The sequence below is a fragment of the Flexibacter flexilis DSM 6793 genome, from assembly GCF_900112255.1.
GTDB classification, from domain to species: domain Bacteria; phylum Bacteroidota; class Bacteroidia; order Cytophagales; family Flexibacteraceae; genus Flexibacter; species Flexibacter flexilis.
The window spans coordinates 101,702-119,523 of the sequence record NZ_FOLE01000010.1 but is presented as its reverse complement, the minus strand read 5'-3'; the positions used below and the strand labels follow the sequence as shown (position 1 = coordinate 119,523).

Sequence of the window (17,822 nt, the reverse complement as noted above, 5' to 3'; positions counted from 1 at the left end):
AAGTCTTTATTTCAGAAATAAAAATAAAAACCAAAAAAAGTGAAATTTTATTTTCACTAAAAACAGAAAAAGTCCCTTGCGCTATCACAAGGGACTTTTTATTTCAAAATACTTATATTTTTCTTCCTACAAATTATTTAGGGAAAACAACACCATTGTATTTTGCAGCATCTACAGGCGATAATGTGCTACCATATTTAGCGTTAATGGCCTCAATAAATGCATTGGCAATAATGGCATTGCCACGAGGTGTAAGGTGTACGCCATCTAAGCTAAATGCGCCACCGCTTGCAAACGTAGTCGTAGTAGTTACACCATCAGCGGTATAACCCTTCACAGCAATATTTTTTACCAAAGTATAAGCATCTACATAAGCCAAGCCATAAGTAGTAGCCAAACCTTTAATGGCATCATTATAGCTTGTAATTGTAGTAGAAACATTACTAACTTCCGTTGCATCAAGCACATAGCTAGCAGGAATTGGTTTCTGTGAACCCCAACCTTTACACTTAATACTATCTGAAGGTGTAGTTAGGATAAGATATTCAGTGCTTTTGATCGAACGGAATCCAGCAGGCGAACTTACATCAGCAATAATAAAAGGGTTATTACCCACCACAAATTTAGTAACGATACCAGCAGAGATAAGGCTCGCATAAGCTGTGTTAAGAGCTGCTACAGTATTAGCATCTGTAAGAGCCAAGCCATTCCATTTTACGGTATTGAAATATGGCGTAGAAAGCACATCAGGCACACCAGCCAAAACACCTTTAGGAGCTTTAGCACTCGCTTTCAATGCCTGAACATATCCTTCAATAGAGGCTTTAACAACCGCCGTCGGCGTAATGTCGTTAGAGCCATAAGTAGCAGGGTTCATACCTGGATTAGCATTACCTTGACCACCAGAAGTCGCATAACCTAAGATGTCGTTGTTACCAATCCACAAAGTAAAGAACGTAGGTGATTGCGCTAACGCATCTTGAATTACAGAAGACGTAGAAGACGTAGCAAAACGCGCATAAAATGGATTGGCTGTACCTACTGCGATACCCGCTGCATTACCGTAACCGCTCACGCCCAAATGATAAGATTTAGCACCAGGAACGCCCAAGTTATTGAAAGGACCAGTTTGTCCGTTTAGACTCAAATATTCGCTGAACTGCGTTGCGTTGTATGGATAGCCAACTGGAGACGGAGACAGTGAGGTAACACCTTTACAGTCAGCTTTAGCTGCTAAAGCCAAACGTGGCATACCATAAGGATAAGTCGTACTAAAACTACCAATCCCATTTTCGTCTTTGATGTAAGGGATTTTAAATTCTCCACCGCCCGCAGCTTTCATTTGCGTAGCGATCATATTGGCATAGCCAGCCACTTGACCAGATTTGTACAAAGCACCATCAGCATAACCCGCAGTAAGTGAGTTGCCTAATGCTACGTAATGCGAAAAATCTGCATCACCTTTGCTTGGCGTTGGGGCATCTAATTTTGGTTCGCAAGCCACAGCAGCCATTGCCACAGCAGCCGCAAGCGAAAGATTATATATTTTGTTTGATTTCATTTTTCAGCTAAAATTTTAATAGTCAGACATTTAACTAACTTACAAGAATTAGAACTTGTAGTGAAGACCGATACCAGGGATAGCAGCACGCAATTTGTAAGTACCAGCCAACACATCTTTGCTCATGCCTTCCGAATCAACTACCGACTGTTTTTGTTCGCGCTCCATGCCCTCAATGAACAAGAAAGAAGCATCTACACCAAATTTATCGTTGAATGTATAGCTAACACCTGCTGTCAAGCCCAAACGGTCTTGGTCTGGTGTTTCTGGTGTCATGTAACCTTCTTTTACAGGCGAGAGGTCATAATAAGCACCTGCACGAGCTGTAAAAGCGTCTGTTACTTTATATTCGCCGCCTACACGGAAAGCAAATGAATCTTTGTATTTACGTTGCGAAACAGTAGAAGTAGAACCGCCTACAGGAGCTTCATAATCAAAACGCAACTCTTTGTAAGCACTCCAGCCAGTCCAGTTTACATCAAAAGCAAGCAATAATTTCTCTGTAGCTTGGTAACCAATACCCAATGTTGCTACTTGTGGCAAAGGCAATGTTGCGTCAAACTTCGTTGCGCCGCCTTTCGGGAAAGTAACACCATTTTGCAAATACGAACTAACATTCGTAAATTTAGCATCGCCCCCTTCTACTTTAGCATCTACTTTCGAACGGTAGTTCAAGCCCACAGACAATTTGTCGGTTGGTTTGTAATAAACCCCAACATTGAAACCAAAATTATTGGTTTTGCCGTCTAATTCCGCTTTCGCGTCTCCGTCAGAAGTATTTAATGGGATATTTTTTTGCAAATTCACGTAGCCGTTCACATAATCCAAACCTACGCCAATGCCCAATTTATCATTGATTTTATAGCTTACGGTTGGTTGTACGTAAATAGCACGCAACTCAAGTTGCGTCAGAACGTATTTACCTTTCCAATCGTCGCCCCATTTTACGGTACTACCATAAGGTGTAAACACCCCCAAACCAAACTTTAGTTTGCTATCTTCTTTAGCTGCAAACGAAGCATACACATTGAATGGTGTACTTACTGGGTTTTCTGTTTTGGCTGTCGTGGTACTTGTCGATGGTGCACGAAAAGCAACACCAGAGTTAATGAAACTTGCACCTAATATTACATTGTTCTTTTTAGTAAAGCTCAACGCACCAGGATTAAAGAAAATGCTTGAAGCATCATTTGCCAAACCTGTACCAGTATGTCCCATACCGATTTGTCTTTGGCTCTGGATGGCCACTTGGTAGCCACCAGCCAACGCCACTGTGCTACCTAACACAGAGGCAGAGAGGAGTGTTAGTATTTTTTTGGTCATTGTGAAAAAAAGGGTTTTTGTAATTGAATAATCAAAGTTAAAAATATTTTTAAAATAAAAATCATGTTGCGAAATTTCTGCATCAAAGCCATACAAACTTCAAAAAGTTATATTTTTCTTTTTAACAATAAACCTGCTTTTCGTTTGTATAAATTGTAATTTTTCGGCTTTTAGGCTACAAAAAAAGTGCCTAAAAAGTCTTTTCATTGGCAGAAGTTCTGCTTTACAAAATTTTATTTTTTTTCAAAATTCTAAAAAAAAATAATGCAACGCAAATCAATAACACTACTACATTGCATATTCCTGCAATTTCTCGCGTAAAGTGTTAGGCCCCGAAAGTGCAGAAAGTTTGCCGCTACGGGCAATAGACACGATGCCAGTTTCTTCCGAAACAATGATCACTAAGCTATCGGTAAGCTCTGTTACGCCAATTCCTGCCCTGTGGCGCAAACCCAAATGTGGAGGCAAATCCATATTATCGGTTAGTGGCAGAATACAGCCCGCAGATCGCAGTTTATTGCTAGTAATAATGGCTGCACCATCGTGCATAGGGCTATTTTTATAGAAAATAGACAAAATCAGACGCGCCGAAATAGTCGCGTCTAACGTATTGCCCGTATCCATGTATTGTTGAAGTTCGGAGCGTTTGCCCAATACCAATAAAGCACCTGTGCGCGTAGCCGACATTTCGGAAACTGCCGTAACAATCGCCTCGATGTTCAAATCCGTTCCCAATGGGTCGGGCGAAAGCAACGAGCCGTTTAATATTCCTGATTTAAAAAAAGAAGTTCGTCCCACCGACAACAAAAATTTACGGATTTCGGGCTGAAACAGAATCAAGGCCGCCACCATTCCCAAACCAATAAATTGCCCCAAAATCGCCGTGAGCAATTCCATGCCCACTGATTTTACAATCAGATACAATAGATATATGGATATAATTCCCGTAAAAATTCGCACAGCCACACTGCCACGAATAAGTTTATAGAACCTATAAATCAGGTAGCTGACCAACAAAACATCCACTACATCTATCCACGATATTTCTAAAAATCCAATCCGAATCAAAACAATTTACCTTATAAATTTGGAACAGAGCGTATAGTAAAAATCAAACCATTTGCGCCAAAATTAGTAGCGCAAATGGTTCTATAATAATAAGTTACAAAAAATTAGATAGCCTTTACAACGTCCGTAAAGTCGCGAGAAGCAAGCGAAGCACCGCCAATCAAGCCACCGTCCACGTCTGGGCACGAGAAAAGTTCCACTGCATTAGAAGGCTTGGCACTGCCACCGTACAAAATCGGCGTAGCATCTGCCACCGCTTGTCCGTATTTGCCAGCAAGATGCTTGCGAATCGCCGCATGCATATCTTGTGCCTGTTGCGCCGTAGCCGTCAGGCCTGTACCTATCGCCCAAATCGGTTCGTAAGCAATCACAATTTTACCAAAGTCTTCCGCAGACAAATGAAATAAACTTTCTGTCAATTGATTCGTAACAAAACCTACGAAATCACCATTCTGACGCAAATCCAAAGATTCGCCACAGCAGAAAATCGGTAACAAGCCATTTGCCAACGAAATATTTACTTTTTCGGCCAATTGTTCGTTGCTTTCTTGGAAATATTCACGGCGTTCGCTGTGTCCCAAAATCACATATTCAGTACCTACGGATTTCAACATTTCAGCCGAAACTTCGCCAGTATAAGCACCAGAGGCTTTTTGGTGGCAATTTTGCGCACCTAATTTGATGTTCGATTGGCCAGCAATCAATTTGTTTACGCTTGTCAGGTGTACGAATGGCGGGCAAAGTACCACAGTAACCGAAGAAGTTACCTCATCTTTTACCATATTCACTACTTCCGAAACTAATTCAAGGCCTCTTTCAAGGTCTTTGTTCATTTTCCAGTTGCCCGCTACAATTTTTTGGCGCATATTATTTAGTTAATAAAAATTTATAAATATTTCAATAAAAAATTTAACACTAAAATCGTTTGTTTAACTCATCAAATACCTGTTGTGCCTCAGCTGTGGTTTGCTCTGCGATCGCTACCGCCGATTTGACGTTATTAAAATACGCCAAAGAAGCCGTATAAGCCTCGCTACCAGCCAACAAAATTGTATCTGATAATTGGTCGTAAAGTTTTTCTAAAGGCTTGTGCAATGAACGTAAGGTTTGCACCGAATCAAAATCAACTTTCAACTCATTTACGTCCATAATTTCTGGCACAAACTGCGGATATTGCTTTGCCAATTCTAAAGATTTTTCTACAAATGGAGTCGTTTTATCGCTCATTTTGGGCAATTGTCTGCGTTGTTCGGGCGTAAGTTGTATTAAATAAGGAGATAACGTATTGTTTATCACCTCCAATGCCTTCTGAACGGCATCAAACTCTTCAGGAGTGAGTCGAATCGAAATATTATTTTGTATCATAATATATATTAGGTTGAATGCTCGTAATATCCGCAACGAAGATATAACAAAAAGCGGTTAAACGGCACATCAAGCGCAAATATAAGTGCAATTTGATTAGATTTTTTCATAGTTTTGAGCCGATATTTTTTTTTATGAATACAACATCCGTCATTCGCCTTTTTGAACAAACAATCCAGAATCTGCCCGCTTGGTATGCCGAAATCGCTTTGGCCGCCGCCGTGCCAGTTGTCATTATTCTGGGATTGTTTCGCTTAAAAAATTTACCTATTTGGCTACTTTTGGCCAGTTTGAGCAGTTTATTTATTGCAGGAATGCTGCTAGCCAATAGCAATACTGTTTCGGGCGATTCACTGTATTTCAAGGCTATAGTACTAATAAGTGCTGCCGCCGCATTGGCTATGCAATGGCATACGGAACAAAACAACCCAGACAAAAATCATTATACCGAATTTTGTACTATTGTAATAGGCCTCGCGCTGGGCTGTAACCTGCTTATCTCGGCCCAAGACTGGCTACTATTCTTTGTTTCGGTCGAATTAATCTCAATTGCATCTTATTTGCTCGTAGGTTTTCGGTTCAATAAAAATAGTGCAGAAGCAGGATTAAAATATTTGCTTTTTGGTGCGGCCATTTCCGCCATGATGCTCTACGGAATTTCGTGGCTCTATGGGCTTGCTTGGCAAAATGCAAATTTGGCCAGTGGTGGTTATAATTACGCCATTCTGACCGCCGCACTGGGCATGGTAATGGGCGGAATGCTTTTTAAATTAGCGGGTGCGCCGCTGCATTGGTGGGTAGCTGATACTTACGACGCTGCGCCGAGTTCGGTGGCTTTTTTCCTTTCTATTGCGCCAAAAGTAGCGGCTTTACAGGCGGTTATCAATATTATAGGCCGTTACGAATCGCTTTTTGCTTGGACGGATTTCCTAAGTATCGCAGCCATTGCCTCTATTTTGGTCGGTAATTTTTCTGCGCTGTGGCAAAGCAATATTCGCCGCCTAATGGGTTATTCGTCGGTGGCGCACACTGGCGTTTTGTTGTTGGCAGTCGCGGCCAACGCTTCGGGCGAAAACTTGGCTTTTTATCTTTTTATTTATCTGTTAGCCAGTGCCTTAGTATTTATTTTTATCCAAAACACAGAAGGCGAACACGGCCACCTGCACATCAAGCAACTAAGCGGTTTTGCGCAACACGATGCCGTAAGCCCACTGGCGTTGGTGCTGGCGTTCGTGAGCCTCACGGGACTTCCGCCAACGGCTGGGTTTACGGCCAAGCTCAATTTGTTTCTGGATGTGTGGCGCAGCTACGAGCAAAACAACCATGTTTGGCTGCTTTACGGCTTGCTGGTGGCAGTGGCGGGAACCGCTATTTCGCTGTTTTTTTACTTGCGCGTGCCGTTTTTTATGTATTTCCGTGCCGAGCATCAAACCACCGAACACAACACACACGACACGATTCCCGCCAACCTCACCCGCTGGATTTTGTTGTTTTTGGCAATGTTATTAGTGGTATTTTTTGTAGTTTAACACCGACTACAAAATTTTCTTAATCCAATCAAAATACTTGAATGGCGTATATTTCAGGGGCAAATCCACCCACGTAGGCGTACGTACTACGGCTTTTTTGTGGCTAAAAATCTCAAAACTAAAATGCCCATGATACGCGCCCATGCCGCTATTGCCCACGCCACCAAACGGCAAATGATGGTTGGCAATGTGCATGAGCGTATCATTCACACACGCGCCGCCGCTGCTGGTTTTGGTCAATATTTCATTGATTTTGGCATCGTCCTCCGAAAAGAAATACAGTGCCAATGGTTTTTCATTTTTATTCACAAAATCAATGACTTCCGAGAGTTGCGTGTAAGTCATAATTGGCAAAATAGGGCCAAATATTTCTTCTTGCATAATCGGATTTTCGGGTAAAATATTATCCAATAATGTAGGAGAAATGTATCGTTCTTGCGCATCAGTTTCACCACCAAATACAATATTTTGTCCTTGTAAATATTTATTTAATCGTTCAAAAGCAGTGGCATGAATAATTCGTCCGAAATACTGGCTTTGTTTGATATTTTCGCCCAACATTTCTTTGAAATTATCGACGATTTTTTGCAATAATTTTTCTTTAACTGTATGGTGCACAAATAAATAATCTGGTGCAATACAAGTCTGTCCTGCATTAATAATTTTTCCCCAAGCAATGCGCTTTGCTGCTACGTCCAAATTAGCATCTTCGGCCACAATACACGGACTTTTTCCCCCTAATTCCAGTACCACAGGAGTCATAAATTCGGCGGCTGCTTTGGCTATAATTTTGCCTGTAGTGGGGCTTCCTGTAAAGAAAATTATGTCAAATTTATTTTGCAATAAAATATCATTTATTTCTTTTCCACCCAGCAATATTTCAACATATTCTGCGCTAAAAATTTCGTGAATAATTTGCTCCATTACTTCCGCAATATGTGGCGCAAATGGCGAAGGTTTCAAGATAACGCAACAACCCGCCGAAATTGCGCCAATCAACGGATTTATTAACAATTGAAATGGATAATTCCAAGGCGCAATAATTAGAGCCACGCCCAGCGGTTCGGCATACAAATAACTCCGCGATGGCAGCACGTGCAGCGGCGTAGGTACTCGCTTGGGTTTTGTCCATTTTTTTAAATTTTTAATATGATTATCAATCTCTTGCAATACAATACTAGTCTCCGTGAGATAGGCTTCCTCGGCAGATTTATGCAAATCTTGCCACAAAGCTGCCGCAATTTTGGCTTCATTGCGCAAAACAGCAGCTTTGAGTTTTTGCAGGTTTTTTATTCTAAAATCTGTGCTTTTTGTCTGATGTGAGGCAAAAAAATGGCGTTGCGCCGCGATAATATTTACAATATTTTCGGGTGTCATAGGCTTTATTTTTTGAATGAAAACAGTAGTAAATCAATTATTTTCTTCCTTTAAAATGTTGCATGGTTTTATAAATTCCCATGACATCTCCTATAAACCAATCAAACAACCAAATAGGCATCAGTGCTTGGCCAAAACGAACAAAACGAACACTCCAAGGCATACTCACAAATATTTTATTTTTCTCGATGCCTTCTATTACCTTTTTGGCAACTTTTTCGGGTTTCAGAATCGGGACGATAGAGCGAACTCCATCAAACATTCCTGTGCTAATATAATACGGCGTTACGGTGGTAACATGCACATTTAATTTCTGTTGCTGCATCTCAATACGCAAGCTATCAGACCAACCCAAAATTGCCCATTTGCTCGACACATACACCGACATTTTTGGATTAGAAATTAAGCCTGCTGATGACGCAATATTGCAGATATGACCGCGATTTTGCGCCAACATATCACTCAAAAATTGTTGTGTAATGTACATTGGTGCATTGGCATTAATATTCATAGTACGCGTAATTTCTTCGGTACTATGTTCGTGAAAAAGTTTTCCTACAATAATGCCCGCATTATTAATCAAAATATCAATTTTTCCAATTTCTTTTTTTACTTTTTCGGCTGCATTTTGAATTTGTGTAAGGTCAGAAATATCAACTTGATACGCTGTAACATTGCCAAACGGCTGCAATTCTTTTAGTGTCGTTTCGATATTAGCGGGGCTAATGTCCCAAATCACCAATTGCGTAGCACCTTTACGCAACACCAACTCTCCCATTAGCTTGCCGATACCCGACCCACCGCCCGTAATCAGCACTTTTTGGCCTTTTATCGTACTCATAATCAATCGTTTTAGTTAATTTCAGTGTGCAACAAAAATAAAAATTGGCGGCGGCGTAAGCAATAACATTTGTTATTAGTTTCGGGGCTGTTCGTTGATGATACGGCTCAAATGTACCGACGAAATATTCAAATAAGAAGCGATATAATGTTGCGGAACGCGTTGCAAAATTTTCGGAAATAATTTATTCATTTGTTCGTAACGTTCCAGCGGCGTTTGTGTATAAAGTTCCAATAATTTATTACTAAATAAAAAGAAATGCGTTTCGGCTAATACGCGCCCTAATTTTTCACCATAACGCAAGCCTTTGTAGCCGTCGTGTACCATAAAATGCGACATAATGACCACTTCCGTATCTTCCATTGCCTGAATCGAATATTTAGAAGGCGTTTTGCGCAAAAAACTCTCATAATCAGTAGCAAAGCTCAGTTCTTGGGCAAAATGAAAGGTGCATTCTTTTTGATTTTTATCTAAAAAATAAATCCTCAAAAGCCCTCTATTTACAAAAAAAACAGATTTGGCCACCTCTCCTACCTGAAGAATAATTTCTTTTTTCTTAAACTTTTTCAGCTCAAACATGGCCGAATAATACGCCCATTCTTCGTCGTTTATGTCAATAAGTGAGGCAATAAGCGTACGAATATTTTGCAAAGATTCTTGCATAAATTCGAAATAATTTAGTGTTTTATTAAAACAAAAAAGGCATTTTCTTTGCATAGAAAACACCTTTTTATTTACGTTTTAGTTGTTGTTTGTGGGTGCATTATCGCGAGTATTTTTTTGCACAGCTATCGCGCCAAAAAGTGCCAGCAAAAACGAAAACGCATAAAAACCTTTTTCACTTGGTAGCATCGTAGCATTCCAAAGTCCGATAGCCAACAACAAAATAGAAAGCACTGTTGCTACCCAACAAATGCCGTAATATATATCGGTTACGGCCACGCCTTCGAGTTTGTCGCGAACGCTTTTCTGAAGCGAAACCACCGCAAAAAGGCCAAACATGATGAGCGTAAAATAATAACCTTTCTCATTGAGCAGCATATCCGAACGCCAAAGGCCAGCCAAATAACCGACCATTCCAATCAACAAGGCAGCCCACGAAGCAGCCACAAAAGCACCTGAAGTTTTTTGCATTTTCTCTGATATTTAGTGTTATTAAAAGTAAATATAAAAAAAGACATTTTCTTTTTACAGAAAATGTCTTTAAAATTAGTTTTTTGCCTACAATTAAGCTTCGCTTACTACTATTTTTTCGATGCGGTCGCCAGCTTTGATTTGGTCGATTATGTCCAAACCATCTACCACCTTACCGAATACCGTATGGTTGCGGTCGAGGTGCTTTGTGGTGTCGCGCGTGTGGCAAATAAAGAATTGTGAACCGCCTGTATCGCGGCCAGCATGCGCCATCGAAAGAACGCCGCGGTCGTGGAATTGGTTGCCACCCGTCAATTCACACTTGATTTTATAGCCTGGGCCGCCAGTACCTGGCATACCTTTCGCGCCTTCGCGTGAGTTTGGACAGCCGCCTTGAATTACGAAATTAGGGATTACACGGTGAAAGGCAAGACCATCATAAAAGCCTTGATTAGCCAAATCAACAAAGTTTTTGACGGTGTTTGGAGCGTCTTGCTCAAAAAATTCTACCTTCATTACACCTTTAGCGGTGTGGATTTCTGCGGTTTTCATTTGTAAAAAATATTATTTGGAAATAATTGAATACTAAACATTAATTAGAGTCGCTTTGTTCCTCTTGCGCTCTCTGCAGCTTTACGACCTCTATCAAATCCGTGATTTGCCAAGCATCTTCTACCCGAAAAGCTCCGCTACGTGTGCGGCGCAATTCCGACAAATACGCTCCCACACCCAAAGCTTGCCCAAAATCATGTGCTAAACTACGAATGTATGTGCCTTTGGAACAAACTACCCGAAACGAAACCACAGGCAATGCGATATCCGTAACCTCAAAAGTCATAATCGTAACAGGGCGCGGCGCACGTTCGATTTCCTCGCCTCTGCGGGCTTTTTGGTACAATCGTTCGCCACCCACACTAACAGCCGAATACATCGGCGGCAACTGCTCAATATCGCCCACGAACGCCACCGTAGCTGCGCGTATTTGTTCGGGCGTAAGGCCTGAAATATCTTTTTGATTTTCGGGTTCAGTTTCCAAGTCATAAGAAGGCGTAGTCGCGCCAAGCGTAAACGTACCTGTATATTCCTTTTCTTCGGCCTGAACCGCGTCGATTTGCTTGGTTTTTTTGCCCGTGCAAACAATGAGCAAACCCGTCGCCAATGGGTCGAGCGTTCCCGCATGGCCTACTTTTTTGATGCGAATGGTATTGCGTACTTTCTTGACGATGTCAAAAGATGTCCAACGCAACGGTTTGTCTATCAGCAATATTTCGCCTTCTTCAAAGTTAAATGGGCGGTCTGTCATTCTATTTCCTTTATTTTATAAATTCAAAAAATTAGCAATAATCTTCTCTCCTACTTCGCTGCTTTTTTCGGGGTGAAACTGCGCTGCATAAAAATTATCGCGGTGCAGCATGGCACTAAACGGCACGATATAATCCGTAGTAGCAATCGTGTAAGGACTCAGTTGCGCATAATAACTATGCACATAATATACGTGTGGCAGCGGCGGCAAATCTTTGAGCAACACATTATCTGTGAGCTGCAAAGTATTCCAACCCACATGCGGCACTTTTTCAGTGGCTTGCGGAAAACGGCAAACCTCCACATCAAACACCCCCAAACAATCCGCATCGCCTTCCTGCGAATGACGACAAAGCAATTGCAAACCCAAACAAATTCCCAAAACAGGCTGCGTGAGCGTCGGGATGATTTTATCCAAATTCTTATTTTTCAGAAATCGCATGGCCGATGACGCTTCTCCCACTCCAGGGAAAATGACTTTATCCGCACTTCGCAACTCCGTCACGTCGCTGGTAAGCACAGGCTCAACGCCCAATCTTTCGAGGGCATATTTCACAGACTGCACATTGCCCGCATTATATTCTACTATCGCAACCTTCATTCTCTACGCATTTTGAGGCAGCGAAGAACGTATAATATTTTCTCAAATACAAGTATTAAATAAATTTTATACAAAATAAAAACAATATTATACCTAAAAATACAATTAAAGAGCTTTATTACAAGCTAAAATTCACATTTTGTTTGGACTATTTCGGATAATACTGTTATTTCGCGGCGTGTTTGGTGTCACTATCTTTAGTTCAGAGCTTAGTGACTTAAAAGGGAATTTCGTGCAAATCGAAAGCTGTCCCCGCAACTGTAAATCTACAAAAAGCTGTCGTTCGTTTGAGCCACTGGAATTTTCTGGGAAGGCAACGACAGTAGAGAAGTCAGGAGACCTGCCAGCGCACACATATTTTCCGAGCCTTCGGGTAGAAAGGTATAGGATAAATTGACGGTCTGGGGCTTGGTGCGCACGAGCCTTGAGAGTTGCTTTTTATTTCTTCCTTGCTCGTTTGGCTCATAGTGTTTGTTTTCTTTCTAACAAAATTCTATGAGTAACTTCAACAAAATCAAAACATTAGCTTGTGCAGCTTTCGTTACTTTGAGCAGCAGCGTTTTTGCACAAACTACTACCAAACAAATCATCATCGCCAACGGCGGCAAATACGAATACATGCCACCTTTCGAGGATTATTTAACCCTTACCTCTTACAACCCAGCCAACGGACAAAGTAACACATTTGCCACTATCCAGACGCAATCGGTACAAGACGTAGAAATCAATAACGGCGAATTGTTCGTAGCAGCGCAAGATTCTATTGTTCGTTATAACCTTGACAACTACCAAGTTACAGGCAAAGCAGCGTTCAGTCCCGTGCGCAAACTTCGTGTGGCTGGCGACCGCCTTTTGGTAGGCAAGTACTATGGTGGCGGTGCTTTTTTCTTCATTTATGACAAAGCAACTTTGCAGCCATTAGATACAATCAGCCAAATCACCAACGAAGTACGCGACATCGCCGTAGTGGGCGATACGGCTTACGTGGCGCACAACCTTGTAAGTTCAGCTTACGCAGATTCTGTGGGTTATATCGGTGTAGTTAAAATCTCAACAGGCGAATTTATCCAAAACATTGACTTAGGCGCACACGGCGCAGGTTTGAGCCGCTTGTTTGTGTATGGCAAAAAAGTAATTGGCATTGCAGGCAAAAGCCACTTTTTGCACCAATATTCGACAGCCAACGGCAGCCTTACTTCCGATTCTATTGGCGTGTTAAGTGGCGGTACGGCTTTAGTCGGCAACACGCTTTACGCTAACTTTAGCAGAGGAATTGGTAGCTATAATATTGCTAATCAAACCATTACGGATACTGTTATTGTAGATACGTTGGAAATTGTAGCCTCTACTTTTGATGTAAACGGCAGCCGTTTCTATGTTACACAAACCGATTTTTTCAGCTTTGTAACAGGAGGCGTTTATAACCTTACAGGCGCGAAAGTAGCAACACTTCCTGTGGGCAAATCGCCAGAAGCCATTGGCATAGATTACAGAACAAGCGTTTCAGTTCGCAACAATCTAAAAAACAAAAACTTAACGGTTTACCCGAACCCAAGCAGCAAAGCTATTTGGATAGATGGCCAAGTTGATTTTGAAGGGTTGCAAGTAAGCATTTCGGACATGACAGGCCGCGTGTTACGCACCGAAACGGTTGCCGCCAACACGCCAGTAAGCATTGAGCAATTGCCGCAAGGAATGTACATTATGGAAATAGAACACAATAACACTATTTTCCGTACTAAATTTATTAAACAATAATACATATCTCTCTAGTTGGCCTGACCTACGCTTTTTGTAGGTTGGGCTTTTTTCTTTCAAAACCAAATGAACAGCCGCCAAATGAAGTATTTTACTTGTTTATTTCGCTGTGCCGCAAGCCTTGTATTTTGTTTGGGTTTCAATCAAAATATTTGGGCTAACAATCTATCTATAAGCAATTTATCTTTCACACAAAACCAATTGGTTCAGTGCCAAATTAGTTGGGAAAATAGCTGGCTGTCGGCTGTCGGGCAAACGCCTGACAATCACGACGCAGTTTGGGTTTTTGTGAAAGTAAAAGGCACGGACGGCATTTGGCGACATCTTGACCTTGCTCAAAATCATTTGGTTACAGGCAATTTGCAAATCCAAAACGTAAGCGACCACAAAGGCATTTTCGTGCGCCGCAACGCAGCAGGCGAAGGACTTTCGCAAGGCTCAATTTCTTTGCAAATAGCTGATAATCAACTCACCGCAGGCAATTACCAACTCAAAATATTTGGGATAGAAATGGCCTACGTGCCGCAATCGGCCTTTTGGGTCGGCGACACGCTCAGCAACAATACGTTACGAAGTGGCGCAAAAAACACGCCTTTTCAAATCAGTTCCGAAAACGCGATTAGCATCGGCAGCACCGCCCAATCACTCTACGGCAACACAGACAACCAACCGCAAGGCGAGGCCATTGCCGCCACCTTCCCCAAAGGTTTTGCGGGATTTTATGCCATGAAATACGAAATCACACAAGAACAATACGCCGATTTTCTCAACAGCCTGACCAGCATGCAACAAACCGCACGCACTGCCGTAAGCCCTTCACTTTCAGCAGGAACAAACGCTTTAGGCTCAGGCAATATGGCTCGAAATGGGCTTATAATCGCCACACCTGCCACCAGCACACAGGCCGCCATTTATGCTTGCAATGCGAACAATAACACTGTTTACAACGAAGCAGACGACGGACAAAACCGCGCTTGCAATTGGCTGAATTGGAACGATTTGGCCGCATATTTGGACTGGGCAGCCCTGCGCCCCATGACCGAATTAGAATTTGAAAAAGCCGCACGCGGCACCACCTATCCCGCGCCGCGCGACATGGCTTGGGGAACAAATTTAGTAACCGATGCCAATACCACCGCACAAGACGGCACCGCCGCCGAATCCGTAACCGAAACAGTAACAGGCGATTATGGCTTGAGCAATCACGCTTTAGCTTTCGGGCAAACCTATCTTTGGGGCGTTTTGCGCGTGGGTTTTGGGGCTACGGCCGCCAGCAACCGACTTAGCGCGGGAGCTTCGCAATACGGCCTAATGGAGTTGAGCGGCAATGTTTGGGAAACCTGCGTGAGCGTGAGCAAAACCGAAGGACTTTTGTTTGAAGGCACGCACGGCGACGGCGCACTCTCGGAAGCGGGCGAAGCCAACGCCAACACTTGGCCAACACCAAACGGTGCTATCAATAGAGGTGGTGGCTGGAATAGCCTCGTTTACAACACTTTAACTTATCAGTTCCGTGACCTTGCCGTTTCGGATAGATTTTACGCCAACACAGCACCCAGCGCACGCCGCAACACTTCGGGCGGACGCGGAGTCAGAACCTTTTAAGCCATGCAAAAACTACCTTACGCATTTTTATTTTTGGGGTTAATCATCTGTTTGTCAGCGCAAAAAGCACAAGCACAAGGCGCGTACAAAGGCGGCTTGGGCGACGGATACGCCGCCGCAGAAATGCAAATTACCATCAGTCCTGCAAGTTCGCGCCCCAGCCTGAATAATGATTTTGAGCTTTCGGTTTCTCCAATCCCCGCCAGCAGCACCCAAAATGTACGCATTACATTAGAAACCAGCGCATTACAAGCAAATACAAAATCCGTTTCTTTGGCTCTGTGGCAAGCCAACGGGCAAAAAATTTGGGATAAAAACTTAAATATTGAGCAACTGCAACAAGGTTTTGGGTTAGAAAATTTGGCCGCAGGTACTTATTTGTTGCGACTGCAAATCGGGCAAAAGCAATCTTCTAAAACATTGATTATCAAATAAAAATGAAATACAGGAAACACTCGACTCTGCTATTTTGGGCGTTGGCGTGGCACATACAAGCCGCCGCCCAAAACGAGCGTGTGCTTCCGTCGGTGCAAGTAGAAACTTCTAAATTACTCAAACCCGTTGGCTTTAAGGTGCAAAATATTGATAGTGCCGATTTGGCGCAATATCGCACCCAAACTTTAGCGGATTTGCTCACCTACAAAACACCCGTTTTTATCAAAAATTACGGGATTGGCGGCCTCGCATCGCCTTCGTTTCGCGGGACGGCCTCGCATCACACACAACTACTCTGGAACGGGTTGCCCATCAACTCGCCTTTGCTCGGCTCAGTGGATTTGTCGCTGTTGCCAGTGGATTTTGTGGAAGAAATCGGGGTGGCTTTCGGCGGCGGTTCTACGCTTTCGCAAAGTAGCGGCGGTTTGGGTGGCGCGGTTTTACTCAATAACATAGCGTATTGGCCAGATACTTTTTCTCTGCAAAACACCTTGTACGCAGGAAGTTATGGGCAGTTGGGCTACAGGCAACGCATCGGCGCAAGGGTCGGGCGTTTTTATTTGTCCAACAAAAGCCAAATCAGCCGCGCCGACAACGATTTTAGTTTTACCAATACCGAAAAATACGGCAGCCCAACCGAAAAATTTAGCAATGCAGGCCAACGGCAGCACGGCATGATGCAGGATATTTTTTATCAAATCAGCCCAAAACAAAGCCTTTCGGCGCATGGCTGGTATCAGTGGGCGCGGCGCGAGTTAGGCTCTCCGATGCTTGCCGACGGCGACGAGCAACTACAAAAAGACCTGTCGGTCAGAGGATTAGTGGAATGGCGCAACACGTCCGAAAGCCAAGAAAGTCAGGTTCGGGTAGGTTATTTTCGGGAAAATTATGATTACAGCCGCCACATTACCCAAAGCCCGATTACACTCACCGACCACAGCCAAAGCCATATTTGGCTGGCCAATGCCGCGCAACAATGGCAAAATACGCGTTGGCAACTGAAAATCGGCGGCAATACGCAATACGAAAAAGGCTTTTATGCTTCGCAAAAAGAGGCCGTAACCCAATGGCGTACAGGAATTTACACCGATTTTATTTTCAATTTCAACCAAAATATCAAAACCAGCCTCACGGCACGGCAAGAACTAACCGACCATATTTTTTCGCCTTTTTTGCCATCGTTGGGGGCGCAATGGCGCGTTTGGAGCAATGCGCATCAGCAATTTTTATTCAAAGGAAATATTGCACGCAACTACCGACAACCCACCCTTAACGAACGTTTTAGGGTGCAAGGCCAAACGGCACTTTTGCCCGAAAAACACCAAATCGCGGAAGTTGGCGCACATTGGAGTAGAGCCACCAACAAAGCCGAACAAAACGCAGAAATTACTGCTTATGAGTCAGTTACAAACGATTGGATAGTTTGGCAAAGGCAAGGACGCAGCGGGTTGAGCCGTCCCGAAAATCTCAAAAAAGTACAGGTGCGCGGCGTGGAAGTAAGTACATTTCAGCAATACCGCCTACGGGCTTGGCGCGTGGCGGCGCGAGCGGCTTACAACTTGGTTTTATCGCGCAATTTGCAGGCGTACAGCGGCTTAGATGCTTCTGTTGGCAAACAAATGATTTATATGCCGCGCCACAGCGCACAATGGAGCATAAATGTATTTTACAAAGATTTTAGTCTTTCGGTTGAAAATTGTTATAATAGCCGCCGCTATACCGATACCGACAACCAAAATTTCCTGACACCTTACCAACTCACCAATGTTTCGGTAGGTTATGAACTGGCGCACGGACGCAATAATTTATTTTTTACACTGAAAATCAACAACATACTAAACGAAACTTATCAGTCGGTGGCCTATTACCCAATGCCTTTGCGCAACGGGCAGGTAAGTGTATGTTATCAATGGCATTAATCTT

Annotated in this window: 17 protein-coding genes and 1 riboswitch; of the genes, 5 read left to right on the top strand and 12 right to left on the bottom strand. The window is 42.9% G+C overall.

The genetic code is table 11. The features are described from left to right. Positions 1–133: 133 nt before the first annotated feature. From BM090_RS15155 to BM090_RS15135, 5 genes are all read right to left on the bottom strand, one after another. Positions 134–1,561 carry an SGNH/GDSL hydrolase family protein gene (locus tag BM090_RS15155; protein ID WP_091515271.1) on the bottom strand — a complete coding sequence of 476 codons (1,428 nt, stop codon included), beginning with the start codon at positions 1,559–1,561 and terminating at the stop codon, positions 134–136. A 48-nt stretch (positions 1,562–1,609) separates the two neighbouring features. Beyond that, positions 1,610–2,884: an OmpP1/FadL family transporter gene (locus BM090_RS15150; protein ID WP_091515446.1), complete on the bottom strand. Its 1,275-nt coding sequence runs from the start codon at positions 2,882–2,884 to the stop codon at positions 1,610–1,612. A 288-nt stretch (positions 2,885–3,172) separates the two neighbouring features. Next, the gene (cdaA, locus tag BM090_RS15145; RefSeq protein ID WP_177199961.1) at positions 3,173–3,952 is read right to left on the bottom strand and encodes a diadenylate cyclase CdaA; all 780 of its coding nucleotides are present in this window, start codon (positions 3,950–3,952) and stop codon (positions 3,173–3,175) included. A gap of 104 nt (positions 3,953–4,056) precedes the next feature. Next, positions 4,057–4,818 (bottom strand): triose-phosphate isomerase, encoded by a 762-nt coding sequence (gene tpiA / locus BM090_RS15140; RefSeq protein WP_091515265.1) that lies wholly within the window; start codon positions 4,816–4,818, stop codon positions 4,057–4,059. A gap of 49 nt (positions 4,819–4,867) precedes the next feature. After that, entirely contained in the window at positions 4,868–5,317 is a 450-nt protein-coding gene (locus BM090_RS15135; protein ID WP_091515263.1) for a hypothetical protein, read from the bottom strand. A gap of 134 nt (positions 5,318–5,451) precedes the next feature. Between BM090_RS15135 and BM090_RS15130 the strand changes: the two genes are divergently transcribed. Continuing rightward, positions 5,452–6,846, top strand: a complete 1,395-nt coding sequence (locus BM090_RS15130) for an NADH-quinone oxidoreductase subunit N (protein ID WP_091515260.1) — start codon at positions 5,452–5,454, stop codon at positions 6,844–6,846. Positions 6,847–6,852: 6 nt separating this feature from the next. Here the strand turns inward: BM090_RS15130 and BM090_RS15125 are convergent, their stop codons facing one another. The 7 genes from BM090_RS15125 to hisH form a co-directional block, all read right to left on the bottom strand. After that, on the bottom strand, positions 6,853–8,241 hold the full coding sequence (locus tag BM090_RS15125; protein WP_394333478.1) for an aldehyde dehydrogenase: 1,389 nt from the start codon (positions 8,239–8,241) through the stop codon (positions 6,853–6,855). A 19-nt stretch (positions 8,242–8,260) separates the two neighbouring features. Beyond that, complete coding sequence (locus tag BM090_RS15120; protein ID WP_091515253.1) at positions 8,261–9,064, bottom strand: SDR family oxidoreductase; 804 nt, start codon at positions 9,062–9,064, stop codon at positions 8,261–8,263. Between the two features lie 75 nt (positions 9,065–9,139). Then, positions 9,140–9,727 carry a Crp/Fnr family transcriptional regulator gene (locus tag BM090_RS15115; RefSeq protein ID WP_177199960.1) on the bottom strand — a complete coding sequence of 196 codons (588 nt, stop codon included), beginning with the start codon at positions 9,725–9,727 and terminating at the stop codon, positions 9,140–9,142. A 78-nt stretch (positions 9,728–9,805) separates the two neighbouring features. Next, positions 9,806–10,198 carry an inner membrane protein YiaA gene (gene yiaA / locus BM090_RS15110; RefSeq protein WP_091515247.1) on the bottom strand — a complete coding sequence of 131 codons (393 nt, stop codon included), beginning with the start codon at positions 10,196–10,198 and terminating at the stop codon, positions 9,806–9,808. Between the two features lie 93 nt (positions 10,199–10,291). Next, on the bottom strand, positions 10,292–10,750 hold the full coding sequence (locus tag BM090_RS15105) for a peptidylprolyl isomerase (RefSeq protein ID WP_091515244.1): 459 nt from the start codon (positions 10,748–10,750) through the stop codon (positions 10,292–10,294). A gap of 40 nt (positions 10,751–10,790) precedes the next feature. Continuing rightward, positions 10,791–11,501 carry a tRNA pseudouridine(55) synthase TruB gene (gene truB, locus BM090_RS15100; protein WP_091515241.1) on the bottom strand — a complete coding sequence of 237 codons (711 nt, stop codon included), beginning with the start codon at positions 11,499–11,501 and terminating at the stop codon, positions 10,791–10,793. A gap of 15 nt (positions 11,502–11,516) precedes the next feature. Further along, a complete protein-coding gene (gene hisH, locus BM090_RS15095) occupies positions 11,517–12,101 on the bottom strand; it encodes an imidazole glycerol phosphate synthase subunit HisH (RefSeq protein ID WP_091515237.1) in 585 nt (194 codons plus the stop codon). A gap of 165 nt (positions 12,102–12,266) precedes the next feature. Beyond that, positions 12,267–12,463: riboswitch (cobalamin riboswitch) on the top strand. A 133-nt stretch (positions 12,464–12,596) separates the two neighbouring features. Here hisH and BM090_RS15090 point away from each other — a divergent pair. From BM090_RS15090 to BM090_RS15075, 4 genes are all read left to right on the top strand, one after another. After that, positions 12,597–13,859, top strand: coding sequence for a T9SS type A sorting domain-containing protein (locus BM090_RS15090; RefSeq protein ID WP_091515234.1), 1,263 nt, complete (start codon positions 12,597–12,599; stop codon positions 13,857–13,859). Positions 13,860–14,060: 201 nt separating this feature from the next. Further along, positions 14,061–15,464, top strand: a complete 1,404-nt coding sequence (locus BM090_RS15085) for an SUMF1/EgtB/PvdO family nonheme iron enzyme (RefSeq protein ID WP_177199959.1) — start codon at positions 14,061–14,063, stop codon at positions 15,462–15,464. Positions 15,465–15,467: 3 nt separating this feature from the next. After that, positions 15,468–15,899: a T9SS type A sorting domain-containing protein gene (locus BM090_RS15080; protein ID WP_091515229.1), complete on the top strand. Its 432-nt coding sequence runs from the start codon at positions 15,468–15,470 to the stop codon at positions 15,897–15,899. Between the two features lie 2 nt (positions 15,900–15,901). After that, positions 15,902–17,818, top strand: a complete 1,917-nt coding sequence (locus BM090_RS15075) for a TonB-dependent receptor (protein ID WP_091515225.1) — start codon at positions 15,902–15,904, stop codon at positions 17,816–17,818. The last annotated feature ends 4 nt before the right edge of the window (positions 17,819–17,822 follow it).